This window comes from Rhizobium mongolense subsp. loessense (assembly GCF_900099775.1).
Lineage (GTDB): Bacteria > Pseudomonadota > Alphaproteobacteria > Rhizobiales > Rhizobiaceae > Rhizobium > Rhizobium loessense.
Window position 1 is genome coordinate 23,615 of sequence record NZ_FMTM01000014.1, and the last position, 23,412, is coordinate 47,026.

At 60.9% G+C, this 23,412-nt stretch carries 21 protein-coding genes; 11 read left to right on the forward strand and 10 right to left on the reverse strand.

What is annotated here, in order from left to right:
- The first annotated feature begins 141 nt into the window (after positions 1-141).
- From BLP23_RS28690 to BLP23_RS28700, 3 genes are read left to right on the forward strand one after another with little or no spacing between them, the layout of a single operon-like run.
- Positions 142-618 carry a (2Fe-2S)-binding protein gene (locus BLP23_RS28690; RefSeq protein ID WP_092588124.1) on the forward strand — a complete coding sequence of 159 codons (477 nt, stop codon included), beginning with the start codon at positions 142-144 and terminating at the stop codon, positions 616-618.
- Positions 615-1,598 (forward strand): FAD binding domain-containing protein, encoded by a 984-nt coding sequence (locus BLP23_RS28695; RefSeq protein ID WP_092588125.1) that lies wholly within the window; start codon positions 615-617, stop codon positions 1,596-1,598. Before BLP23_RS28690 ends, BLP23_RS28695 begins: the two co-directional genes overlap by 4 nt.
- A complete protein-coding gene (locus BLP23_RS28700) occupies positions 1,595-3,889 on the forward strand; it encodes a xanthine dehydrogenase family protein molybdopterin-binding subunit (RefSeq protein WP_092588126.1) in 2,295 nt (764 codons plus the stop codon). The genes BLP23_RS28695 and BLP23_RS28700 overlap by 4 nt, the downstream gene beginning before the upstream one ends.
- An 87-nt stretch (positions 3,890-3,976) precedes the next feature.
- On the opposite strand, the gene BLP23_RS28705 is transcribed toward BLP23_RS28700, so the two are convergent.
- Entirely contained in the window at positions 3,977-4,438 is a 462-nt protein-coding gene (locus BLP23_RS28705; RefSeq protein ID WP_092588127.1) for a helix-turn-helix domain-containing protein, read from the reverse strand.
- 317 nt (positions 4,439-4,755) lie between these two features.
- On the opposite strand from BLP23_RS28705, the gene BLP23_RS28710 reads away from it, so the two are divergent.
- The 7 genes from BLP23_RS28710 (at position 4,756) to scpA (ending at position 13,283) form a co-directional block, all read left to right on the forward strand.
- On the forward strand, positions 4,756-5,958 hold the full coding sequence (locus BLP23_RS28710; RefSeq protein WP_092588128.1) for an MFS transporter: 1,203 nt from the start codon (positions 4,756-4,758) through the stop codon (positions 5,956-5,958).
- 153 nt (positions 5,959-6,111) lie between these two features.
- Positions 6,112-7,467 (forward strand): LLM class flavin-dependent oxidoreductase, encoded by a 1,356-nt coding sequence (locus BLP23_RS28715; RefSeq protein WP_092588129.1) that lies wholly within the window; start codon positions 6,112-6,114, stop codon positions 7,465-7,467.
- 14 nt (positions 7,468-7,481) lie between these two features.
- Entirely contained in the window at positions 7,482-8,324 is an 843-nt protein-coding gene (locus BLP23_RS28720) for an ABC transporter ATP-binding protein (RefSeq protein ID WP_092588130.1), read from the forward strand.
- Positions 8,325-8,347: 23 nt separating this feature from the next.
- Positions 8,348-9,412 carry an ABC transporter substrate-binding protein gene (locus BLP23_RS28725; protein ID WP_092588131.1) on the forward strand — a complete coding sequence of 355 codons (1,065 nt, stop codon included), beginning with the start codon at positions 8,348-8,350 and terminating at the stop codon, positions 9,410-9,412.
- Between the two features lie 22 nt (positions 9,413-9,434).
- Complete coding sequence (locus BLP23_RS28730) at positions 9,435-10,253, forward strand: ABC transporter permease (RefSeq protein ID WP_139187133.1); 819 nt, start codon at positions 9,435-9,437, stop codon at positions 10,251-10,253.
- A gap of 1 nt (position 10,254) precedes the next feature.
- On the forward strand, positions 10,255-11,028 hold the full coding sequence (locus BLP23_RS28735) for an ABC transporter permease (protein ID WP_092588132.1): 774 nt from the start codon (positions 10,255-10,257) through the stop codon (positions 11,026-11,028).
- Positions 11,029-11,144: 116 nt separating this feature from the next.
- Positions 11,145-13,283, forward strand: coding sequence for a methylmalonyl-CoA mutase (scpA, locus tag BLP23_RS28740; protein WP_092588133.1), 2,139 nt, complete (start codon positions 11,145-11,147; stop codon positions 13,281-13,283).
- A gap of 196 nt (positions 13,284-13,479) precedes the next feature.
- Here the strand turns inward: scpA and BLP23_RS28745 are convergent, their stop codons facing one another.
- Together BLP23_RS28745 and BLP23_RS28750 are read right to left on the reverse strand one after the other, a co-directional pair.
- Positions 13,480-14,544: an extracellular catalytic domain type 1 short-chain-length polyhydroxyalkanoate depolymerase gene (locus tag BLP23_RS28745; RefSeq protein ID WP_233426850.1), complete on the reverse strand. Its 1,065-nt coding sequence runs from the start codon at positions 14,542-14,544 to the stop codon at positions 13,480-13,482.
- Between the two features lie 119 nt (positions 14,545-14,663).
- On the reverse strand, positions 14,664-15,830 hold the full coding sequence (locus BLP23_RS28750) for a fumarylacetoacetate hydrolase family protein (protein WP_092588204.1): 1,167 nt from the start codon (positions 15,828-15,830) through the stop codon (positions 14,664-14,666).
- Between BLP23_RS28750 and BLP23_RS33945 the strand changes: the two genes are divergently transcribed.
- Positions 15,826-15,996, forward strand: coding sequence for a hypothetical protein (locus tag BLP23_RS33945; RefSeq protein ID WP_167364022.1), 171 nt, complete (start codon positions 15,826-15,828; stop codon positions 15,994-15,996). The genes BLP23_RS28750 and BLP23_RS33945 overlap by 5 nt on opposite strands.
- 20 nt (positions 15,997-16,016) lie before the next feature.
- Here BLP23_RS33945 and BLP23_RS28755 read toward each other — a convergent pair whose 3' ends face one another.
- The 7 genes from BLP23_RS28755 to BLP23_RS28785 form a co-directional block, all read right to left on the reverse strand.
- Positions 16,017-16,874 (reverse strand): transporter substrate-binding domain-containing protein, encoded by an 858-nt coding sequence (locus BLP23_RS28755; protein WP_092588135.1) that lies wholly within the window; start codon positions 16,872-16,874, stop codon positions 16,017-16,019.
- Positions 16,875-16,909: 35 nt separating this feature from the next.
- The gene (locus tag BLP23_RS28760; RefSeq protein ID WP_324613835.1) at positions 16,910-17,692 is read right to left on the reverse strand and encodes an ABC transporter ATP-binding protein; all 783 of its coding nucleotides are present in this window, start codon (positions 17,690-17,692) and stop codon (positions 16,910-16,912) included.
- A complete protein-coding gene (locus BLP23_RS28765) occupies positions 17,689-18,429 on the reverse strand; it encodes an ABC transporter permease (protein ID WP_092588136.1) in 741 nt (246 codons plus the stop codon). Before BLP23_RS28765 ends, BLP23_RS28760 begins: the two co-directional genes overlap by 4 nt.
- On the reverse strand, positions 18,429-19,148 hold the full coding sequence (locus tag BLP23_RS28770; protein WP_092588206.1) for an ABC transporter permease: 720 nt from the start codon (positions 19,146-19,148) through the stop codon (positions 18,429-18,431). The genes BLP23_RS28765 and BLP23_RS28770 overlap by 1 nt, the downstream gene beginning before the upstream one ends.
- 108 nt (positions 19,149-19,256) lie before the next feature.
- The gene (locus tag BLP23_RS28775; protein ID WP_092588137.1) at positions 19,257-20,111 is read right to left on the reverse strand and encodes a transporter substrate-binding domain-containing protein; all 855 of its coding nucleotides are present in this window, start codon (positions 20,109-20,111) and stop codon (positions 19,257-19,259) included.
- A gap of 32 nt (positions 20,112-20,143) precedes the next feature.
- Positions 20,144-21,826 carry a M28 family peptidase gene (locus BLP23_RS28780; RefSeq protein ID WP_092588138.1) on the reverse strand — a complete coding sequence of 561 codons (1,683 nt, stop codon included), beginning with the start codon at positions 21,824-21,826 and terminating at the stop codon, positions 20,144-20,146.
- Positions 21,819-23,243 (reverse strand): M20 family metallopeptidase, encoded by a 1,425-nt coding sequence (locus BLP23_RS28785; protein ID WP_092588139.1) that lies wholly within the window; start codon positions 23,241-23,243, stop codon positions 21,819-21,821. Before BLP23_RS28785 ends, BLP23_RS28780 begins: the two co-directional genes overlap by 8 nt.
- Between the last annotated feature and the right edge of the window lie 169 nt (positions 23,244-23,412).

Here is a 23,412-nt window from a genome sequence, read left to right on the forward strand (position 1 = left end):
CAATTGCGCAGGCGCCACGAGGTGAAAGCAAATCCCGCAGAGACCGAAACCAGATTTTAGCTGGCACAGGCGCTTTGCAATTCAAGACCCGGCTATTTTCAATGACGCCGCAACATTCCTCCGTCGAGGCAGGAGAACACCATGACCCGGACAATCAACCTCAGGCTTGATATCAACGGCGCATCGCATGCGCTTGCTGCCGATCCACGCGTCACGCTGCTTGATGCATTGCGTGAACATCTGGCGCTGACCGGCACGAAGAAAGGCTGCGACCACGGGCAGTGCGGCGCTTGCACCGTCCATATCGACGGCAGGCGCGTGCTTGCCTGTCTCACGCTTGCGGCCCAGGCCGAGGGGCGGCAAGTCACAACAATCGAAGGCCTTGCCGCGGCAGACGGCACCCTTCATCCGGTTCAGGCGGCGTTTCTTGAGCATGATGCATTCCAGTGCGGCTATTGCACGCCGGGCCAGATCATGTCGGCGGTTGCCTGCATTCGCGAGGGTCATGCGGGCTCCGATAGCGAGATCCGTGAATATATGTCGGGCAATCTCTGTCGGTGCGGAGCCCATAACAGCATCGTAGCGGCGGTGCGCGAAGCTGCGGAGACGGCGCGATGAAAGAGTTTTCCTATTTGCGCGCATCGTCGGCCGATCAAGCCCGTGAGGCAGCTGCTCGGCACGGCGCGATGGTCATTGCCGGCGGTACCACCCTGCTCGATCTTGCCAAATGCGGCATTGCCGCGCCGGAAACGGTCGTCGACATCACATTTCTTTCCGGGCTGGACGCAATTTCGTCGACCGAGACAGGCGTTACGATCGGCGCGCTCGCCAAGATGAGCGAGGTCGCCGAGCATCGGGACATAATAGAAGCGTTCCCGGCGATCTCGCAATCGCTGTCGCTGGCGGCATCCGCCCAGCTTCGCAACATGGCGACAATTGGTGGCAACCTCCTGCAGCGCACCCGCTGTGCGTATTTCCGCGACCCGGCGGTCTTTACGGCCTGCAACAAGCGCGAGCCGGGTTCGGGATGTTCGGCGATCGGCGGAATGACCCGCAACCACGCCGTGCTCGGCACCAGCGAGCACTGCATCGCGGTCAATCCCGGCGATCTCGCGGTGGCGCTCGTCGCGTTCGACGCGGTGATCCATCTGGGCGTGCGGCAGGTTGCGGTCGACGACTTCTTTCTGGCTCCGGGCAACACGCCGCAACTGGAGCATAAAATTGAACGCGGCGAACTCATCACCGCCATTTTCATCCCCGCCTCGCAAGCAGCCCGAAGATCGATTTATCTTAAGGTCCGCGACCGGCAATCCTACGAATTTGCTGCCGCCAGCGCCGCTGTCGGCCTCGAGCTTGAAGAGGATGGCAAAACGATCCGCGACCTTCGTGTTGCGCTGGGTGGCGTTGCGACAAAACCGTGGCGCGCCCGCGCGGTCGAACGCGCCTTGATCGGCAAGACCGTCGAAGCCGCGGCGATCGCAAAAGCAAGCGTGCTTGCCATTGAGGGCGCCATCGACCATGGCGCCAACCGGTACAAGATCGACCTGGCGCCACGTGTCGTTGCTCGCGCCATAAAAAGATTGGGAGGCTTGGCATGACCGTCATGGAACCGAAAATCAAACGCGGTGATGCAGCAGATGGCGTGCTCGGAGGCCGCCTGTCGCGGTTGGATGGACCGGCAAAGATTACCGGCAAGGCAAACTACGCACTCGAAAATCAAATCGACGGCGTCGTTCACGGCGTGATGGTCCAGAGCACGATCGCGGCAGGCACAATCAGCTCGATGGACATCTCTAAAGCTGAGGCATCGCCTGGCGTGCTGCTCGTGCTGACCCCGGACAACATCATGGAGCTGAAATCGGCAACCACCTGGGCCGGCACGCCCGGTCCTGAAGGTCCCTATCTCGCGCTGACCAACGAGATTGCCTTCAGTGGGCAGCATGTTGCAGCCGTGTTTGCCGAAACGCTCGAACAGGCGACCGCCGCCGCGGCGTTGATTAAGGTGAGCTACGACGAGAAGCAGGCCATCTTCGGCTTCGATGATCCACGTGCCGGGGAGGGTATTGCGGTCGAGCAAATGACGATTGAGTGGGGTAACGCCGAACAGGCGCTGGCTGAAGCTCCTGTTCGGATCGAAGCCGAATACAAGACACCGCGCGAATATAACGTGCCGATCGAACCCCATGGGCTGATCGCCAAATGGGACGGCGATGTGCTGACGCTTTGGGAACCGAGCCAATGGGTGGACGGCATGGCGCGCAGCTATGCCGAGTGGTTCGAATTGCCTTTCGAGAACGTGCGGATCATCTCGCCCTATATCGGCGGCGGTTTCGGTTCCAAGGCACTCTCGTTGCCGCATGCGGCCCTTGCGATCATGGCCGCAAGGAAGCTCGGCCGTCCCGTCAAGCTCGCGGTCACCCGTGCGCAGACATTCACTGCCTTCGGCGGCCGCCCTGCCACCCAGCAAACGCTGGCGCTCGGCGCAACGAAGGAAGGAAAGCTGCTATCGATCGTCCAGCGCGGTGCCAGTGAAACGGCGATGACGGGTGTGGCCGTCGAGCCGCTCGGTGCCGTCACCTCGATCATGTATGACGTGGCGAACTTCAGCTCGAGGCAGAACATCGTGCCTGTGCATACGGTTCTGCCCGGCGCGCTTCGTGCTCCCGGCGAAAATCCCAGTGCATGGGGCCTGGAGTCGGCAATCGATGAACTCGCCTATGCCGTCGGCATCGACCCCGTCGAGATCCGTTTGCTGAACTATGCCGAGCGAGATCCGCATGCCAAGATCCCTTGGTCGACGAGACAACTGCGCGAAGCCTTTGCCGTGGGCGGTGAGGCCTTCGGCTGGTCGAAGCGCTCGCCACAGCCGCGTTCCATGCGGGACGGCAACGCGCTGATCGGCTGGGGTGTGGCGGCAGGCACCTATCCGGTGCGCCGCACGCCTGGTGAGGCACTTGTGCGAATCCTTGCCGATGGTACGGCGGAGGTTGCAAGCAGCGGCATCGACATGGGCCAGGGGACGTATACCATCATGGCCCAGACTGCCGCTGAAATCCTTGGCATCCCCGTCGAGCAGATCCACGTCAAGCTCGGCGACTCGGCCTTGCCGAGGGCACCCGTTGCTGGCGGCTCGCAGCTTGCAAACCTGATGACGGGTGCCGTCCATAAGGCCGCGCTTGCCGCGCGCGACGAGTTGATCGGGCTTGCTCTCAACGATGCGAATTCGCCGTTCCGGGACGCGCAGGCCAATACGCTCACGATCTCTGAAGGTCGAATCTTGCCGCCGAGGGGCGAAGGTGATGGCGTTGCGATTGCAGACTTCATGCGGCAGATCGGCCGTGAGAAGGTCGAGACGCTGCGTGACACGCTGCCGGAAGACAAGCGGGATGGAAAAGACCGCTACGACAACTTTACGACAATGATGACAATGAAGGCGCCGACAGAAGGCGGCTATTCGCTCCATAGCTGGTGTGCGCATTTCGTCGAGGTTCGCGTCGATGAAGATTTCGGCACGGTCCGCGTCTCGCGCATGGTTTCCGCGCTCGATTCGGGAAGGCTCTACAACCCGAAGCTCGCCGAAAGCCAGTGGCGCGGCGGCATTATCATGGGCATTGGCCAGGCGTTGCTGGAGGAAGGTATTGTCGACGAACGATATGCCCGCGTGATCAACAACAATCTGGCCGACTATCTCGTGCCGACCAATTCGGACGTGCCCGACCTTCAGGTGATTTCCGTCGGCATCCCCGATTACCGTGCCTCGGTGCTCGGCGGCAAGGCTGTCGGCGAATTGCCGATCGTCGGGGTGGCGCCTGCGATCGCCAACGCCGTCTTTCACGCGACTGGCAAGCGCATCCGTTCGTTGCCGATCACGCTGGAGAAGCTCATCTAGGCTGCGTGCTGCGAATGAAGAACGCTCCCACAGTTCCGGCACGGCCTGGCCCGGGAGCGTTGCGGTTCTTTCGGCCGCGGGTTTTCCTCAAGCGTCGAGCGCAGCGCTCGTCTCAGAGTTTGCCGGATCGACAGTCATATCCCGGCGCTCTCCGGCCTGGGCCATCGCCTTGACGAGGGAAAGGACCTTTTCACGCACGGTTGGGTCGGTGATCTTCAAGAAAGCGCGATTAAGCGCCAGCCCTTCCTTCGAACGCAGGAATTCTCCGACCGGATCGAGGTTTTCGGAGGGCTCCAGTCCGTCGAGGCTCAGCGGCTGAGCGGCGTCCTGCTGGAAGAAGAAGCTCGGCGGTACGGCAAGGACTTCGGCAATCTTTTGCAGCCGGCTTGCGCCAATGCGGTTCATGCCTTTCTCGTATTTCTGCACCTGCTGAAAGGTAACGCCGATCTGGTCGGCCAGCCGCTCCTGGCTAAACCCCAACAGCAGCCTACGCATCCTCACGCGCGAGCCCACGTAGATGTCTATTGCATTAGGAGCTTTTGCGTTCATTTTCGGGTTCCATGGACTGTGTTGACGGGGCGCCCTTTCGAGGCGGCATTTCGGGCAGAATGATAGTGTATGAGCACATAGGAAAATTCAATTGGTACTTTCTTGTGGCAGAATCATTCGTGCAGCAATACAGGCGTTCCAGCGAAATTAAAGCATCAGCGTACCAAACTTGGGAAAACTGGGCTGTAACTGACGCGCAAGTTGCGGTAGATGCTCTGCTTGCGGCGCCGAGAGCTTCCCCAAGGCTGCAGTCGCCCGGATTCACCTGATGAATAAGTGATCGGCGGCACGCGCAGCGGTCCGCAGGAGAAATGCCTATGGCCGTATTGAGCGAGACTTCCCCCCGTTTCGAGAAGACGACGATGTCGATCCTCGTGGCTGTCAGCTTCTGCCATATGCTGAACGACATCATGCAGTCGCTGCTTTCCTCGCTTTATCCGCTCTTCAAGGCAAACTACGATCTCGATTTCGTCCAGATCGGGCTTTTGACGATGACGTTCCAGGTCACGGCTTCCCTGTTGCAGCCCTTTGTGGGGATCGTCACCGACCGCTGGCCGATGCCTTATTCTCTGCCGGTCGGCATGGCCAGCACCTTTTGCGGCCTGATCCTGCTCGGCAATGCCGCAAGTTTCGAATTGTTGCTGGTGGCTGCGAGCCTCATCGGTTTTGGTTCGGCCGTCTTTCACCCCGAATCCTCGCGCGTTGCGCGTCTTGCCTCCGGCGGTCGTCACGGTTTTGCGCAATCCTTCTTCCAGGTCGGCGGCAATGCCGGCCAGGCCATTGGGCCGCTGATTGCCGCCTTCGTCGTGCTGCCGCTCGGCCAGCACAGCGTCTCCTGGCTCTCCGCCATCGCGATGATCGGCATCGTCGTGCTCGGCTGGGTCGGCAACTGGTTCATGAGTCACCGCCGGCAGAATGCCGGAAAGCCTGCGGTGAGCCGTGCGCTGCCCTTGCCGCAGAACAAGGTGATCATCGCGCTCATCATACTCGTCTTGCTGACGGCGACGAAGAACGTCTACATGGCAAGCGTGTCGAGCTACTTCACATTCTACGTCATCGACAGGTTCCATCTGGATGTGCAGCAGGCCCAACTGATGCTGTTCCTCTTCCTCGGTTCGGTCGCCGTCGGCACCTTCCTCGGCGGGCCGATCGGCGATCGCTTCGGTTCCCGTTTCGTAATCTGGTTCTCGATCCTTGGGGTCATTCCCTTCGCATTGCTACTGCCTTATGCAAACCTCTTCTGGACCGGCATCCTCAGTGTCGTCATCGGCCTTGTCTTTGCCTCTGCGTTCTCGGCGATCGTCGTCTTCGCGCAGGAACTGGTGCCCGGTCGCGTCGGCCTGATCGCCGGCGTCTTCTTCGGCTTCGCCTTCGGGGCGGGGGGACTGGGTGCTGCCTTCCTCGGCGATTTCGCCGACAGTCACGGCATTGAGTTCGTCTATCGGATCTGCTCGTATTTGCCGCTGCTCGGCCTGCTCACGGTTTTCCTGCCGCGCATTCCGAGACACAAGGCCGTCTGATTAGGCCCCAATCTCGACCGCAATGCTTTCCCGCCCCGGTGTGAAAGGGCTAGAGATTTAATTTCCCGGATCAAACCGTAATAGAATACTATTTCTATGGATTATAGTCATTGTTGCTAGGCTTTGCGGATCGCCATTGCCGAGGAGAGCAACATGACCGACACTCGCCGAGAGCTCAAGCTTGGAGCCTTTCTCTATCCGACCGGCCACCATGTTGCCGCCTGGCGCCATCCCGACGCACAAGCCGATGCCGGATCCAACTTTGCCCATTATGTCGCGCTTGCGCAGGCTGCCGAAGCTGCAAAATTCGATCTCGTCTTCATGGCGGATGGTGTCGGTACCCGCGGCACGGACATCGAAGCGCTGAGCCGTACCGCCATCCGCTACGTCGCGCAGTTCGAACCGATCACACTTCTTTCGGCACTTTGCGCCGTAACCCGCAATATCGGTTTTGTGGCAACCGCCTCCACGTCGTACAACGAGCCTTATCATATTGCCCGCAAGTTTGCCTCCCTCGATCACATCAGCGGCGGTCGGGCGGGCTGGAACCTCGTTACTTCGTCGAGCGAACATGAGGCCCACAACTTCGGCCGCGACGAGCACTATGCCCATGCCGAACGCTACGAACGCGCAGAGGAATTCGCCGACGTGGTGCGTGGCCTTTGGGATACCTGGGAGGAAGATGCCTTCCCTCGCGACAAGGAAAGCGGCATCTATTTCGACCCCGACAAGCAGCATATCCTCAATCACAAGGGCAAGTATTTCAAAGTCCGCGGGCCGCTCAACGTCGCCCGTGCGCCGCAGGGACATCCGGTGCTGGTTCAGGCAGGCTCCTCCGAGCCCGGCAAGGAACTTGCCGCGCGCACCGCGGACGTGGTCTTCACCGCCCACCAGACGACCGAGGATGCGCGCGCCTTCTATTCGGACCTCAAGGGCAGGCTCGCAAAATACGGCCGCGACCGCGACGATCTGAAGGTCATGCCCGGCATCTTCCCAGTCGTCGGGCGGACCGAGCAGGAGGCGCAGGACAAGTTTCAACAGATCCAGGACCTCATCCACCCGGCCGTCGGGCTGTCGATGCTCGCGGGCATGGCAGGCTCGATCGATCTGTCGCGATATCCGCTGGACGGCCCAGTGCCGGAGCTTCCCGAAACCAACAGCAGCAAGAGCCGCCAGAAATTGCTGCTCGATCTTGCGCGCCGCGAGAACCTCACCATCCGCGACCTTTACCTTCGCATCGCCGGCGCCCGCGGTCATTACCAGGTCGTCGGAACGCCGGTGCAGATTGCCGACAAGATGGAGGAGTGGTTCACGACGGGTGCTGCCGACGGCTTCAACATCATGCCGCCGCATCTGCCGGTCGGGCTTTACGAGTTCATCGAGCATGTTCTGCCGGAGCTTCGCCGCCGCGGCCTTTTCCGCAGTGACTACGAAGGCCGCACGCTTCGTGAAAATCTCGGGCTCGGCGTGCCGCGCCATCCCGCCCGCGCCCAGATCGCTGCCGAATAAGGGGAGGGAACAAGATGACCAGTTCGACCCATCTCGAAATCCGCAGCGTCACCCGCGATTTCCAGGTGAACGGCAACAAGCTCACCGCACTCGACGATATCAGCCTCGATGTCGCAGAGGGCGAATTCGTGACGATCGTCGGCGCCAGCGGCTGCGGAAAATCGACGCTGTTGCGCCTTGGCGCCGGACTCGATACGGCTTACGACGGCTCCATCACCCATGCCGGAACAAGAGTAACCGGTCCCAGTCTTAATCGCGGCATCGTCTTCCAGGAGCCACGGCTGTTTCCCTGGCTGACCGTCGGGCGCAATGTCGCGCTCGGGCTTGAGAACGCCGGCCTTGGCAAGGCCGAAAAGAAGCGTCTCGTCGAGGAGCATCTGGAGCTGGTCGGCCTGTCGGCCTTCGCCGATGCCTATCCGCACCAGCTGTCGGGCGGCATGGCCCAGCGCGCAGGCATTGCCCGCGGGCTTGTCAACCGGCCGAACGTGCTTTTCCTCGATGAGCCCTTTGGCGCGCTCGACGCGATCACCAAGACGCGGCTGCAGGACGAGCTTCAGGAAATCTGGGCCAGGGAGCGCATCACCATGATCCTCGTCACCCATGATGTCGAGGAGGCGGCCTATCTCGGCGACCGCGTCGTCGTGATGTCGCCACGCCCCGGCCGCATCCGCGAGATTGTGCCTGTCGATCTGCCGCGGCCGCGCGATCGGACCTCTGCAGCACTTTCTAAAGTGCGCAACCGCGTGCTCGAAAGCCTCAGCACCACGACGAAGGCTGGCGAGCAGCAGAGCCCCGGTGTTCCGCCCAAGGCGCGCAAGGTGGCTGGACTGCGTCCCGCCATTGCCGCGGCCGGCTAAATTTGTCGAAACGGAGAGAAGTTATGAAACTTGCATCCCTTGCCGCGGGCATTGCGCTTGCTCTTGGCCTCTTCACTGAAGCGCTAGCTGAGGAGCCGCTCGTCATTCATGTTGGCTATGCGGCAATCGGCGTCGATAATCGGCCCTACTCGGAGGGCACATCGGCGGCCACGGCGCGTGCTGGTGAATACCTGGAGAAGGAATTCGCAAACGATCCGAATATCAAGATCGAATGGACATTCTTCAAGGGCGCCGGCCCGGCGGTCAATGAGGGCTTTGCCAACGACCAGCTCGATTTCGCCTACCAGGGCGACCTGCCCTCGCTGATCGGGCGGGCAACCGGCCTGAAGACCAAGTACCTGCTGGCAAGCGGCGCCCGCAAGCCACTCTATCTTGCTGCCGCAAAGGCCTCCGGCATCACGAGGATCGAGGACCTGAAGGGACGCAAGATCGCCCTGCAGCGCGGCACGAATGGTCATCTTGCCGCCATCAAGGTGCTTGCGGCCCACGGACTGAATGAGCGCGACGTGCAGGTCATCAATCTCGACAGTGCCGGAACGGTCGCTGCGCTGACGAGCAAGGACATCGATGCAGCCTTCGGCGACACGCAGCTCATCAACCTGGCGGCCAAGGGTGCAGCCGACATCATCTACACGACCAAGGGCGATGATCCGCGCTTCGGCCGCAATGCCGGCGTGATCGGCCGCCAAGCCTTCATCGATGAGCATCCGGAAATAACGCAGCGCGTCGTCGATGCCTTCGTCAAGGCGGCGAAATGGTCGTCCGACGAGCCAAATCGTCCCGCGCTCTTCGAACTCTGGCACAAATCCGGCACTCCGGTTCCGATCCTGGAGGAATATTTCAGCAACGACACGCTGGCTTACCGCAACTCGCCACTCATCGATGACCTGCTGGTGTCGCAGTACAAGGAGCAGGCGGTCAAGGGCAAGGAGTTCGGTCTCATCCGCCGCGACGTCGATCTCAACGGCTGGTTCGAGCCGAAATACTTGAACAGTGCGATCGAACGGCTCGGCCTCAAGGATTTCTGGCAACCTTACGGCGCAGATGGAAAACCTCACGCATCGTAGGCTCACGCAAACGGAGACCGGCATGGCTGCAATCTTCGAGGCCGCCGGCGATGCCGGCATTCGCATGGCGCGACGACGGCGAAGCCGCGCCGTCTTCGGCGTCGCCGGTCTGGTCCTGCCTGCGGCGCTTCTTGGCCTCTGGTGGGTGGCCTCGGCAAAGGGCTGGCTTGCAGAACAAATCCTGCCGCCGCCTTTCTTCGTCTATGAGACGGCACGCGACATGATCGCAAGCGGCGAACTTCTCTTCCACGCCTGCGTCAGTCTTCGCCGTGTCGTGATCGGCTTTGCAATCGGTTCCGCAGCCGGGCTTTGCCTCGGTATCGCGATCGGCCTGTCGCAGAAAATCGAGGATTATGTGAAGCCGCTCTTCCTTGCCTTTGCGCAAATCCCGACGCTCGGCTGGATCCCGTTGCTGATGCTTTTTGTCGGCATCGGCGAAACGCTGAAGATCATCATCATCGCCAAGGGAGCACTTGTACCGATGACGCTGAATACATTTTCCGGCATCCGCGGCGTATCGCCAAAATACGTCGAGGTCGGCCAAGCGCTGTGTTTCAGCCGTTGGCAAAGATTGCGGCTGATCGTGCTCCCGGGCGCCGTCCCCTCGATCTTTACGGGTGTCCGCTACGGTCTAACCCATTCCTGGACCTCGCTTGTCGGGGTCGAACTGCTCGCTTCGTCCGAAGGACTTGGCTATCTGCTGGTCTGGGGCCGGCAGATGTTCTGGCTCGATACGGTCATCGTTGCCATGATTGTCATCGGCCTCGTCGGCTTTGCCATGGACAAGGGCTTGGATCGCACCGAAATGCTGATCCAGCGCTGGAAACGTCAGGACTTATGACATGACGGTAGCACTCTCCGCCCGCTTCCGCCGCGGCGTCACACTGCCGGTCCTTCTGCTTGTTGCATGGGAGATATCGGCCCGCACTGGCCTTGCCGACCCGCGGTTCCTGCCTTCTCTTGAAGACGTGGCGCTGACGGCCAAGCGTGAGATTTTCGACAACGGCCTCTTTGGCGAACTCGGCTTTTCTTTGATGCGCAATATCGCCGGATTCTGGATCGGCGCCGTCCTAGGCATCGCCTTCGCAACGCTGCTTGCGCTCTCGCGTCCCGCCGACCGGCTGATCTCACCCACCTTCAACGGCCTGAAACAGATTTCGCTGCTTGCGTGGATCCCGCTCATTTCCGTCTGGTTCGGCTTCGGCGAGCAGGCGAAGATCGTCTTCGTGGCACTTGCCGCCTTCATCCCGATTGTCCTCAATACCTATGAAGGAATGCGCAGCGCTCCCGCCGATCTCATTGAAGTCGGCCGCGCGCTGAAATTCACGACCCGTCAACGTATCTTGCGCATCCATCTGCCGTCGGCCATGCCGTCGATTGCCACCGGCGTGCATCTCGGGCTGATCTACGCCTGGCTTGCGACGGTGGGTGCTGAATATTTCCTCGCCGTCGGCCCGGGCATCGGCGGGCTGGTCATCGCCGGCCGCGAGCGTTTCGACATGGCCCTTGTCATGGTTGGAGTGTTCGTTCTCGGCCTGGTCGGCTTCTTTCTCAACCGTCTCGCCTATGCCCTTGAATCCTACCTCCTGCGCTGGCGGCCGAGACAGGCGCGATAGGCGCCACGCTGGACATGGAAATCGCCAGTTTCCTGCGTAAATTATCCTAAGGCCCTATCGCGCCCTATGCGGTTCGAGTGATAGCGTGCGGCCAAAAGGAAATGCCGGAGGAAAACATGGCCAAGAAGACGACCGCGGATTGGGCGGCATTGGCGGAGAAGGAGCTGCGCGCTCAGCCTGAAACGCTGATCTGGCACACCCCGGAAGGCATCGACGTCAAGCCGCTTTACACGGCCGCCGATATCGAAGGGGCGGGGCATCTCGACTCCCTTCCGGGATTTGCACCATTCGTCCGGGGTCCGCGTGCGACGATGTATGCCGGCAGGCCGTGGACGATCCGCCAGTATGCCGGTTTTTCGACGGCCGAGGAATCCAACGCCTTTTACCGTCGCAATCTCGCCGCCGGCCAGAAGGGCCTCTCCGTCGCCTTCGATCTCGCCACCCATCGCGGCTATGACAGCGACCATCCGCGCGTCGAAGGTGACGTCGGCAAGGCCGGTGTCGCAATCGACTCGGTCGAAGACATGAAGATCCTCTTTGACGGCATTCCGCTAAGCGAGATGTCCGTGTCGATGACCATGAACGGCGCGGTCATTCCGATCCTTGCCTCCTTCATCGTTGCAGGCGAGGAGCAGGGCTGCTCAAGGGGCGATCTTTCCGGCACCATCCAGAATGACATTCTCAAGGAGTTCATGGTCCGCAACACCTATATTTATCCGCCTGAACCTTCGATGCGGATCGTCGCAGACATCATTGAGTATACGGCGAAGGAGATGCCGAAGTTCAATTCGATCTCGATCTCCGGCTACCACATGCAGGAGGCGGGTGCGACACTGGTGCAGGAGCTTGCCTTCACGCTGGCGGATGGCCGCGAATATGTGCGCGCCGCAATCGCCAAAGGCCTCAATGTGGACGACTTTGCCGGACGCCTTTCCTTCTTCTTTGGGATCGGCATGAACTTCTTCATGGAGGCGGCGAAGCTGCGCGCGGCCCGGCTGCTCTGGGCGCGGATCATGGAGGAGTTTTCGCCGAAGAAATCGTCCTCATTGATGCTGCGCACCCATTGCCAGACCTCGGGTGTGTCGCTGCAGGAGCAGGATCCCTACAACAATATCATCCGCACTGCCTTCGAAGCGATGTCGGCGGTGCTGGGTGGCACGCAGTCGCTGCACACCAATTCCTTCGACGAGGCGATCGCGCTGCCGACGGAATTTTCCGCGCGCATCGCCCGTAACACGCAACTTATCCTGAGCCATGAGACAGGTGTCACCAGGGTCGTCGACCCGCTCGCCGGCTCCTATTATGTCGAAAGCCTGACGCGGGAACTGGCAGACAAGGCATGGGCTCTGATGGCGGAGGTCGAGGCCATTGGCGGCATGACACGCGCAGTCAACGAAGGCCTGCCGAAGCGGTTGATCGAGGAAGCCGCCGCCAGGCGGCAAGCTGCGGTGGACAAGGGCGATGAGGTTATCGTTGGCGTTAACAAGTACCGCCTCGAAAACGAAGAGCCTATCGATATCCTGGAAATCGACAACAGCGCCGTAAGAGCCGCGCAGATCAAGCGTATCGAAGAGACGAAGCGCCGGCGCGACAGCGCCAAGGTCGCCCAAACGCTCGCTGTGCTTGTCGATGTCGCCCGCAGTGGAAAAGGCAATCTCTTGGCTGCGGCCGTCGAGGCGGCCCGTGCGCGCGCCACCGTGGGCGAGATCTCCGATGCCATGCGGAAAGCCTTCGGCGATCACGCCGCGACGCCAAAGGTTATCAAGGATGTCTATGGCGAAGCCTATCGCGACGAGCCGGAGCTTGCGGTCTTGAAGAGCCGCATGTCGGACGTCAGCGCGGCGCTCGGCCGCAGGCCGAAGATCATGGTTGCCAAACTTGGCCAGGATGGCCATGACCGCGGCGCCAAGGTGATCGCATCGGCGTTCGGCGATATCGGTTTCGACGTGCTTGCCGGTCCGCTTTTCCAGACGCCGGAAGAGGCGGCGCAGATGGCGATCGGCGAAAAGGTCAACGTCATCGGTGTCTCGTCGCTTGCCGCCGGCCACAAGACGTTGCTGCCGCAGCTCGTCGATATCCTGAAAGCAAAGGGCGGCGGCGATGTCATCGTCATTTGTGGCGGTGTCATCCCGCGCCAGGACTATCAGTTTCTGGCTGACCACGGTGTTTCTGCCGTTTTCGGCCCCGGCACGCATGTGCTCGACGCTGCCAATTCCGTGCTGGATCTTATGCAGGGAATCCGGCGCAACCAGTAGATTTCCCGGCCGGCATTTGCCCGCTGTTGCGGGCGATCGGCAGGATCTTACTGCGTGGCATTTTTTTTACACGCAAGCCAGGCCGGCGGAAATCGCCGACCCTACGTCGCTTGCCGGGTGTTGCCGGGCCAGGCTTTTTTTCTCAGCCGGCGACTATCGCCAAGGCAAGAGCCGTTGTTCGACTGCCGGCAGAAGGTCAGCGCAGCAGCCCGGCTGCGCGCAGTGCGTCATTGATGATCTTGCTGACCCGACTGTCGGCGGGCTCCGGTTGAGGGCTCCGCCGCTTTCTTGCGCCAGCGAATTTCCGATCACCAGCCCCCTCGGAAGCGGCGAACTCTGTTGCTTCGACATCGGAATCGGAAGCGAGGCCCCAACTGCGCGCAATGCGCGCGGTTGACGAAATACCCGCCTCGAGCATGTAGGGTCCCGGTCGGCCGAACGAGGAGCCGCCTTGGGTTGCAAGAGGAAGGCCATGCGCCATGCCTTTGATAGAATAGGTTTCGATGACCATTCGCCCATCGGCATCGAACCAGACCTTGTGCTGGTGCCCATTCGCCACTTCCGTGCGGTCCGGCTCTTTACGTGTCGCGTGAACGCCGCTCCATTGATCGACGATCTGATCTGCATTTCTCGGTCGCACTGTTTGATCATGCGTTCCATGCCACACCGATACAGTCGGCCACGGACCTGTGTGATGTCCCGCACGCCTCAACGCGGAGCGGAGCTTCACGGCGCTCGACGGATTTCGCCCCTGCATTTGTGCGAAGGCTTCTCCAACATTGGCCGCAGCGCCATAGGGAAGACCCGCGATGATCGCGCCGCCGGCGAACATCTCAGGATAGGTCGACAGCATCGCGTTCGCCATGGCGCCACCTGCCGAAAGACCCGTCACGAAGACCCGGTTCGGATCGATGCCTTGTGACTGAACGACATGTGCGACCATTTGGCTGATGGATGCGGCTTCGCCCGCACCGCGTCGTGCATCCCCGGGTTCAAACCAATTGAAACAGAGGTTCGGGTTGTTCGAGTGCTGTTGTTCTGGATAAAGAACCGCAAATCTCCGCCGCTCGGCGAGTTGCGACCATCCAGAACCCAGTGCGTATCCTTTAGCTGTCTGGGTGCAGCCATGGAGGGCTACGACGAGCGGGGTACGCGTATCCATATCTGTCGGGAGGAACAGCCAAGCCTTGAGCGCGCCGGGATTGGATCCGAATGCTGCGATCTCGACAAGGCGTTCGTCTGGTGAATCTCGAAAGGACACATGCTTCTCCTTGAGCCAACAAAGGCGCCGAGGATACATATAGGGCCGATTGCTGCAGTGCACAAATAAAGGAGGCCAATTGCCGCAGATCCAGGCGGCCGAACTGGCCCGGAGCGCTGTCAGGCGTGAAGCAGCCCCCGCGCGGCAAGGTTTGCCATCAAAGCCGAAATGCCGAACGTCCACGGGGCGCATTCGGTAGAAAGGCGAACGGTATTGACGAGCGTGCCGAGCCCAGATGAGGAGATCTCGACCACATCGCCGACCTTGTGCGTAAAGCCCTGGTTGGGGGCGTCGCGGTCCTGCGTCGGGGCAAACAGCGTGCCGAGGAACAGCATGAACCCATCCGGATACTGATGATGAGGCCCGCAGGTCTGCCTGACGAGATCGGTCGGGTCTCGGCTGATCTTCGACATTGAGCTCTTTCCGTTGAGAACGAAGCCGTCCTGGCCGGTGACTTTCAGGTCAAGCTCGGCCTTGCGGACCTCGTCGAGGCCGTATGTGGCGTCGAACAGGCGAACGAAAGGACCGATGGAGCAGGAGGCATTGTTGTCCTTGGCCTTGCCGAGCAGCAGAGCCGAGCGGCCTTCGACATCACGCAGGTTGACGTCGTTGCCGAGGGTTGCGCCCTTGATTTCGCCGCGGCTGTTGACCGCAAGCACGATTTCCGGTTCCGGATTGTTCCAGGTCGAAATCGGATGCAGGCCAACATCGGCACCCCAACCGACGGAGGAAAGAACCGGCGACTTGGTAAAGACCTCGGCATCCGGGCCGATGCCGACTTCGAGATATTGCGACCACATGCCTTCGTCGATCAACGCCTGCTTGACCTTTGCCGCTTCCGGAGAGCCTGCTTTGATGTTGGCAAGGCTGCCGCCGATCAGTGTGCCAACGCGGCCCCGGATCGAGGCTGCGCGATCCGGATTGCCGGCAGCTTTTTCCTCAATGACGCGCTCGATCATCGATTGGGCAAAGGTCACACCGCAGGCCTTCACGGTTTGAAGGTCTGCCGGCGCCAAGAGATAGGGCCTGGCAGCGTCCGGCCTGCCGGTGCTGTTTGCAGCAACTGTTTCAAGTGAAGCAAGCCGTTTGCCATCCGCTTGGCGCACGAAACCTGCCGGGTCGGCTTTCTCCAGAAGCGCGCTCAATGTCGGGGCTTGCCTGGACGTTATGTCGACGATTTCTCCGTCACGGATGGTGACAATCGCCGGACCGGCTGCCTGCGGATTCCAGACGCGGCCGACAAACAGGCCGCCCGATGAGGCGTCGTCGAGGAGCTGAGGCATGATGACCTTCCGTCGCAGTCGAGCTTTTTGCTCATGTGATTTGAAATTCGCCGCCCTCCAGCAGCGCCGGAAATCGATCACATCTGTCCGGGCGGGGCAAGGTCAAAAATACCAATGCAAGCAAGTTGAGAAGTCTTTGGCAAAAAATCAGGCCGGCGGCGCTGAGTGACGCCGCCGGCCCTGGGAGGGTCACTTCGGTGTCACGTCGAAGCCGAACCACTTTTCCGAGAGCGTCTTGATGGTGCCATCGGCCTTGGCGGCGGCAATCGCCTTATTGAATTCCTCTTTCAGCTCGGAATCGCTCTTGCGCAGGCCAACCGAGCTGCCGCGGCCAAGAAAGCCGCCCTGGAAGCGCGGGCCGGTGGTTGCCATGTCTTCATTGCCCGGTCTTTGCGATGCTGTGGTCAGATAGGCCATGGAGGCCATGACGAGGTCGACACGGCCGGCCTTGAGATCGAGGTCGTGCTCTTCGGTCGTCTTGTATTCGCGCACCTCGACGACACCCTTCAGATATTTGTCAACAAAGGCTGCGGCCGTCGAAGCGGTCTGCACGCCGATCGTCTTGCCCTCAAGCATCGGCTTCAGCTTGTCAATTTCGGCGGCCGCACCTGCTTCGTCGCTTGCAAGCGAGAAGACCCGGCCCTTTTCGGGCATGTGGGCGAGATCGCTGGATTTGGACGTTGCAAATGCCTGGCCCGTCGAGCCGTAGGAGTCGCTGAATGCGATGACTTCCTCGCGCTTGGCGGTCGCCGACATGCCGGAGATGATCGCATCGAACTTGCCGGCATTGAGTGCCGGGATCATGCCGTCGAAATTCTGAACGACGATCTTGCATTCCACCTTCATGTGATCGCAGAAATACTTGGTGAGTTCGATTTCATAGCCGTCGAGCGTGCCGTCCGGCTTGGTAAAGTTGTAAGGCTTGAACGCGCCTTCGGTGGCGATCGTGACCGTCGTCCACTTCTTTTCTTCGGCATGTGCGGCCGTCGAAATGGCCAGCATGGTCATGGCCGATGCCGCCGCCAGGATGCGATTGAAAGCTGTCATGTAGGCTCCCCTTTTCTTGGTTTGGGTTGAGGTTGTCATTTGCTGATGAATTGCCGGAAACGATCCGATTTCGAGTTGGCAAATACGTCCTGTGGCTTGCCGTCCTCTTCGACGAGGCCCTTGTGGAGGAAGACGACGCGGCTGGAGACGTCGCGTGCAAAGCCCATCTCGTGCGTGACCACGAGCATTGTGCGTCCTTCTTCGGCAAGCGCGCGCATGACGCGCAGGACTTCACCGACGAGTTCCGGATCGAGCGCCGAGGTCGGTTCGTCGAAGAGCATGACCTTCGGCCGCATCGCCAGCGCCCGGGCGATTGCTGCGCGCTGCTGCTGGCCGCCGGAAAGATGGGCGGGATAGAAATTCCGTTTCTCGGCAATGCCGACCTTGGCAAGCAGAGCCTCGGCCTCCTCGACGCTTTCGGCGCGGGACCGGCCCTGGACGTGGATGGGCGCCTCGATGACATTTTCAAGCACGGTCTTGTGGGACCACAGATTGAAGCTCTGGAAGACCATGCCGAGCTGCGAGCGGATGCGGTCGACCTGCCTGCGATCGGCCGGACGGCTGCCGCCCCTGCCGTCAGCGGTCATACGGATCGTCTCGCCGGCAACGGTGACCTCGCCGGAGTTTGGCGTATCGAGCAGGTTGATGCAGCGCAGAAAGGTCGATTTGCCGGAACCGGAGGAACCGAGAATGGAAACGACATCGCCTTCGTGGGCATCGAGTGAGATGCCCTTCAACACTTCGACGGGGCCGAAGCTCTTGTGCATGTCCTTGACGCTGAGTGCGATCGGCGAAGGGGAGGGCATTGCCGCGGTCATCGCGCGTCTCCTTCAATAGGTGCGGTGGAAAGGCCTGCCGGAGGGTGTGGCATGGGCTGGCGCAGGTGCGGGCTCAGCCAGTATTCGAGAAGGTGGACCAGCCGCGTCAGCAGGAAGTTGATCGCGAGATAGATGGCACCTGCGACGACGAAGACCTCGATGGCACGGTAGGTCTCGGAGATAATTTTGGCGGCAACACCGGTTACCTCCATAAGCGTTATGATGGAGGCAAGCGAAGTTGCCTTGACCATCGATATCATTTCGTTGCTGTAGCCGGGCAGCGCTTGACGAATGGCAAGCGGCAGGAGGATGCGTCGAAACTGCATCCGGCGCGGCATGCCGCAGGCCCGGGCGGCCTCGATCTGCCCGAAAGGCACCGACAGCAGGCCGCCGCGGATGATCTCGCTGCCATAGGCGGCCGTGTTCATCGTCAGCGCCAGAACGGCGCACCAGTAGGGCTCGCGCAGAAAGGGCCAGAATAGGCTGTTGCGGACTGCCGGAAACTGCCCAAGGCCGTAATAGATCAGGAAGATCTGGACCAGCAGCGGCGTGCCGCGGACGATGAAGACGTAGCTTCGTGCGAACCAGTCGAGAGCCGTAATGCCAGAGAGCCGGCAAAGTGCCAGGGCAAGGGCGAGGATTGCGCCAAGTATGATCGATGTCGCGGCAAGCTCCAGGCTCAGCGGGATTGCGGACATGAGGCTCAAGAAGGTCTCGAAGAGAAATTGCAAGTCCATCAGCTTCTCCTCACGCCGCGCGAAAAGTGCTGCTCGGCGCGGCGCATGAAGAGACCGGAAGCCGTCGAGATCAGCAGGTAGATTGCGCCTGCGATGAGATAAAAATCGAAGGGCAGGCCGGTCGATCCCGCCGCCACCTGGGTCTGGCGCAACAGCTCGGCGACACCGGTGATCGAGACGAGCGCCGATTCCTTCAGCACCACCTGCCAGACATTGCCGAGCCCCGGCAGTGCGTGGCGCAGCGTCAGTGGCGCGACGATCCGCCGAAAGCGCAGCCATCGGCTCATGCCGCACGCGATCGCCGCTTCGATCTCACCGGCATGCACTGCCTTGAACGCGCCACGGAAGACCTCGGTAAACTGCGCCCCGGAGGTGACCGCGACGGCGAGCGACCCGGCGAGGAAGCCGGGAAAGCCGACGAAGCCCTGGGCACCGAAGAGCTGGCCGACGGCGGTGACAACGGCACTGCCGCCGAAATAGAAGAGGTAGATCACCAGGAGATCGGGAATACCGCGCAGCACGGTCGTATAGGTGTCGGCGGCGATACGAAGCCCGCGGCTTCCCGATATCTTCGCCCAGGCTCCGAAGGAACCGATAACCGCGCCGATCGAATAGCCGGCAAGTGCGATCAGAATTGTCATCCACGCACCGGCAAGCAGTGCCTTGCCCCAGCCGTCCGGGCCGAAACTGACCAGTTCAAGGATGCCGGCCTGGTTCATGGCGCCTGCCTTTTGCATTTTTCTAGAGGAGCTGGAAACGACATGTCACCCATCACGGAAAAGTCGGTGGCGGAATAAGGCGACGGTCTGTCGCCGCCTGGATCAAGATCAATTCGTCTCGAAGGATGGCGTGAGGTCGATCTTGCTCCAGTGCTCGGAGAGCTTCTTGATCGTGCCGTCCTTCGCAGCGGATTTGATGGCTTCGTCGAATTTCGCCTTCAGATCTGCTTCGCCCTTGCGCATGCCAAGGGCGACTTCCGTGGCGAGCATGGCGCCCTTTATCAGCGGTCCCGACATCATCAGTTCGTCGTTGCCGGATTTTGCAAGTATGGAGGTCGCATAGACGCCGCTGTCGAAGCCGGCATCAATGCGGCCTGCCTTCAGGTCGAGGTCGCGTTCGCCGGAATTCTTGTAGGCGCGCACCGTGACATTGCTGCCGTAGTAAGCATTGATCAGTTGTTCCTGGCTGGTCGACTGGACAACACCGACGGTCTTGCCGTCCAATGCCTCGCCGATCTCGGCCATAATGGGATCGGCCTTGCTCTTGTCGTTGAGGTTGAGCTTCTGTCCGGTCATCGGCAGCGAAGCGACAGGACCGTCCTTCAGCAGAATGAAGCTTGCAACGCCACTGGCGTATGGAACGGTGAAATCGACAACCTGTCGGCGCTTCTCATTGATGCCAAGCGTCATCACCAGATCGAACTTGCCGGCATTGAGGCTCGGGATCATGGCGGTCCACTCGCCAGGAGTGAGCTCACACTCCACCTTGGCCCGGGCGCACAGGTCGTTGATCAGGTCGACATCGAAGCCCGCGAGCTTGCCGCTGGAATCCATCATGTTCCAGGGTGGAAAGGCGCCTTCTATGCCGACCTTCACATGTGTCCAGTCCTTGGCCTCGGCAGCAATTGCAGCCGTGTTCAAAACGGTCGCCAGAACGAAGAAAAGTAGGTTCTTCCTTTTCATGACATCATTCCCCTTTTTTTGCGGTTCGCTGTTCAGGCATCAAATACAGATCTCAAAGCGGCATTGGCGTTACGAAGGGCGTGGGCGATGCGATTGCGCGTCTGCCGGGCGTGAACGACATAAAATGGAGTGTCGGGTGCGTGCTCGGGCAGGCCAGCCAGTTCGCGCAGGCCTTCCAAAGCCGGCCAAGGCGGATGCGGCAGCGCTGAATCGTGATGAAAGCGATCGCCGCGGGTATAGTTCAGTGGCACGAGCTGGCGGGACGCGCGCATCAGCGCGGCGTTGAGACGCTCGGCCTGCGTCAGGCAGCCACCGCTTGCTGCCAGGACTGCCTGGGCATTGTGCCGGAGCTCGCCAATTGCGCCGGCAATCGGTGCGAGATCGAGGCGGCCGCCAATGGCGGTACTCAACCGCGTCAGCTCCTCTTCAAGCGAAGCCGCGTAGACCGTGTAGTCGAGTGGCAGAACGGGGGAGATGAGCAGGCGCTCGAGAACTTCGATGATGATCTGTGTGTCGCGACGCAGATTGTCCGGGTCGATATGGTCGATGGTGTCATGGGCAGTGTGCCACCACCAACCGAGCGCCGTCAGCATCTTTATCGGTCCGGGAGGTTGATGGCTCAGGCTGCCGAACATCGACGGAATACCGATGCCCCAGAAGGACTGGTCGGCGGCGCGGCCGTGACGTCGGCCGGCATGGCGCTGGCCGGTGATCTTCTCGATCGCCTCGGCCGCCAGCGGTCTGAGCTCATCGATCACGCTGGAATTGCTCAAAATCGCCGCGCCCTTCCCACCCGTCGAGTCGACATTGACGTGGACGGCGCAACGGCGCTCGAGATCATCGAAATATTCGTCGGCATACCAGGCTGAACCGGAGTAGCGCCCATGGGAATGCCCCGACCAGAAGCAGATGCGCAACCCGCGCTTCCAGCTCGACGCCGCTTCGCCCAGCAGTCGTGCTGCCTCCAGCATCGTCGCATTCGCGCCGCCGTTGTCCATGACGCCGTAGTGCCAGGTGTCGTGATGACCCGACAAGAGTATGAACGGATCGTCTGCCCCTTTGCCGGGGGCGGACATCTCGGCCACCAGCAAGGGCGTCTTGGTCCAGCGGGTGTCGACTTCGGCAAACAGGATCGCCTTGACGGTTTGGCCGTCTGCAAGGCGTTTGCGCAAGGCGGCACCGTCCTGGTTGTCGATCGAGCAGATGACGGTCGCAGGGAGCCGGTCGCGGGTATGCTGGGAGGGGTTCCCCCACACGGGCGACACGCACATTTCATAAAGATGCTCGGTAGGACTGATATGGAGCTGGCCGCGCGCGCCGGCCGCACTTGCCAGCGCCGCGACCTCTTCGGTTGCAATGCCGTCCACGAGAACGATCTTTCCAGCCACCTCGGCCTGCGAAAAATCGGCTTCGGTGCCTTCGCCGACATGAACGAGTTCGGCGCTGACGCCGGCAGGCGGGCTGGACGCGGACATCGAATGGGTGATGCAACGAAGAGCTGCGCCGTCGATTTCCACCTTTGCCTGTCCCGGCAGGCTGATGAAGGCTTCGTGAAACAGCAGCTCGGCGCGATAGCCATAGCTTGTCATCTGCCGCTCGAGGTAGCCGAAACTTTCCAGCTCTTCAGGCGTTCCGGACAGCTTGACGCGCCGGGAAAATTCCCGAAGATGCGCCATCAGACGCCCGACATCGGGCTGTGTGAGCTCGTCAGGCATGTCGTTTTTCCGGCAGCGGCGGCTGCACGTCATCCGGGATAGGATTGACGAAGGGTGTCCCGTCGAGGCGGGCCCTGAGGTCGGCCTTGGCGGCATCGATGAGTGACGGGTCGCAGATCAGATCAACGGCCGTGCTTGCCATCACCTTTGCGGCATGTTCGGTGCCCTTATGGGCGGCCGGAAGCTTGCCCTGTGCGACCAGCTGCCAGGAATGGCCGGGTGTACCGATCGCATAAGTCGCGCCACGCATCTGCACGGTCGGAACGACCCAGCTCACGCTGCCGACATCGGTCGAGCCGACGATAGAGCCGTCTCCGGAATACAGCGGGAATATCTCCTCGCAAAGCGGTTGATCCTTATTCGGTTTCAAGCCGAAGCGGTCATAGGAAGACGCGATATCCTCCGCACTCATCGCCTGCTGGAACGTTCGGGCGGTTTGTTTGTCATTTTCGTCAAAAACGGGAGGGCCGAGACGCTGGAGATGGGCAAACATCAGTTCTTCCAGCGGGGTATTGCCGACCAGGTTTGCATCGCCGCTGAGGATCTCGCTGCGGACCGACGTCTCGGTCATCATCGCCGCCCCCTCGGCGACTTTCTTGACGCGCGCAACAAGCGACAAAAGTTCGGGCAAAGTGCGGGCGCGGATGAGATAACGCACGGTCGCGCGGGCTTGGACGACGTTAGGCGCAGCGCCACCGGTATCGGTCACGGCATAATGAATACGGGCTGTCGATGGCATATGCTCGCGCATGTAATTGACGCCGACATTCATCAGCTCGACGGCATCGAGCGCACTGCGGCCAAGGTGCGGTGTCGCGGAGGCATGTGAGGCGCGGCCGGTGAAATGGAAGTTGAGTTCGTTGCAGGCAAGCGAGATCGGATTGTTGACGCCGGCAAAGGCGGCCGGGTGCCACGAGATGGCGACATCGACGTCGTCGAAGACGCCGGCGCGCACCATGAAGCCCTTGGAGGAGCCGCCTTCTTCGGCCGGGCAGCCATAATAGCGCACGCGTCCCTTCAGGCCGTTCTGTGCAAGGAAATCCTTGACTGCGGCGGCTGCAAGCATCGAACCGGCGCCCAAAAGGTTGTGACCGCAGCCATGACCGTTACCGCCGGCAATTGCTTCGCGCTGTTCGGCAAGGCCTGCCACCTGGCTGAGGCCCGGCAGCGCGTCGAACTCGCCAAGAATTGCTATAACCGGTCCGCCGTCGCCGGCCTCTCCCATGACCGCTGTCGGCAGCCCGGCGAGGCCGCGTTCGACGCGAAAGCCTTCCTGTTGCAGAAGCCGCGCATGTTCGTCCGACGAGCGATATTCTTCATAGTTCGTTTCCGGCAGATCCCAGATGCGATCGCTAAGCGCAAAGAAGATTTCGCGCTTGCCTTCAACGATGTCCCATACGCTGTGCGAGTTTTTCATGGCTTTCAAAACGGCTTCTTTTCACTTAGTATCCAAAATTGGCGCCAATTTAGGATACAAAAGATTTTTGCGCAATCCGTGGGCATGAATAAAATTTGAACAGGATCGAAACTGTCTGGCTGCCTACAGAATCTGAAGGCGCCGTGATATCCGTTTCGAAAAAGGGAGT

Excerpts from the sequence above, each read along its gene's own strand:
- BLP23_RS28690 (WP_092588124.1), top strand. The coding sequence starts at position 142 with ATGACCCGGACAATCAACCTCAGGCTTGATATCAACGGCGCATCGCAT.
- BLP23_RS28695 (WP_092588125.1), top strand. The coding sequence starts at position 615 with ATGAAAGAGTTTTCCTATTTGCGCGCATCGTCGGCCGATCAAGCCCGT.
- BLP23_RS28700 (WP_092588126.1), top strand. The coding sequence starts at position 1,595 with ATGACCGTCATGGAACCGAAAATCAAACGCGGTGATGCAGCAGATGGC.
- BLP23_RS28705 (WP_092588127.1), bottom strand. The coding sequence starts at position 4,438 with ATGAACGCAAAAGCTCCTAATGCAATAGACATCTACGTGGGCTCGCGC.
- BLP23_RS28710 (WP_092588128.1), top strand. The coding sequence starts at position 4,756 with ATGGCCGTATTGAGCGAGACTTCCCCCCGTTTCGAGAAGACGACGATG.
- BLP23_RS28715 (WP_092588129.1), top strand. The coding sequence starts at position 6,112 with ATGACCGACACTCGCCGAGAGCTCAAGCTTGGAGCCTTTCTCTATCCG.
- BLP23_RS28720 (WP_092588130.1), top strand. The coding sequence starts at position 7,482 with ATGACCAGTTCGACCCATCTCGAAATCCGCAGCGTCACCCGCGATTTC.
- BLP23_RS28725 (WP_092588131.1), top strand. The coding sequence starts at position 8,348 with ATGAAACTTGCATCCCTTGCCGCGGGCATTGCGCTTGCTCTTGGCCTC.
- BLP23_RS28730 (WP_139187133.1), top strand. The coding sequence starts at position 9,435 with ATGGCTGCAATCTTCGAGGCCGCCGGCGATGCCGGCATTCGCATGGCG.
- BLP23_RS28735 (WP_092588132.1), top strand. The coding sequence starts at position 10,255 with ATGACGGTAGCACTCTCCGCCCGCTTCCGCCGCGGCGTCACACTGCCG.
- scpA (WP_092588133.1), top strand. The coding sequence starts at position 11,145 with ATGGCCAAGAAGACGACCGCGGATTGGGCGGCATTGGCGGAGAAGGAG.
- BLP23_RS33945 (WP_167364022.1), top strand. The coding sequence starts at position 15,826 with ATGATGACCTTCCGTCGCAGTCGAGCTTTTTGCTCATGTGATTTGAAA.
- BLP23_RS28755 (WP_092588135.1), bottom strand. The coding sequence starts at position 16,874 with ATGACAGCTTTCAATCGCATCCTGGCGGCGGCATCGGCCATGACCATG.
- BLP23_RS28760 (WP_324613835.1), bottom strand. The coding sequence starts at position 17,692 with ATGACCGCGGCAATGCCCTCCCCTTCGCCGATCGCACTCAGCGTCAAG.
- BLP23_RS28765 (WP_092588136.1), bottom strand. The coding sequence starts at position 18,429 with ATGGACTTGCAATTTCTCTTCGAGACCTTCTTGAGCCTCATGTCCGCA.
- BLP23_RS28770 (WP_092588206.1), bottom strand. The coding sequence starts at position 19,148 with ATGAACCAGGCCGGCATCCTTGAACTGGTCAGTTTCGGCCCGGACGGC.
- BLP23_RS28775 (WP_092588137.1), bottom strand. The coding sequence starts at position 20,111 with ATGAAAAGGAAGAACCTACTTTTCTTCGTTCTGGCGACCGTTTTGAAC.
- BLP23_RS28780 (WP_092588138.1), bottom strand. The coding sequence starts at position 21,826 with ATGCCTGACGAGCTCACACAGCCCGATGTCGGGCGTCTGATGGCGCAT.
- BLP23_RS28785 (WP_092588139.1), bottom strand. The coding sequence starts at position 23,243 with ATGAAAAACTCGCACAGCGTATGGGACATCGTTGAAGGCAAGCGCGAA.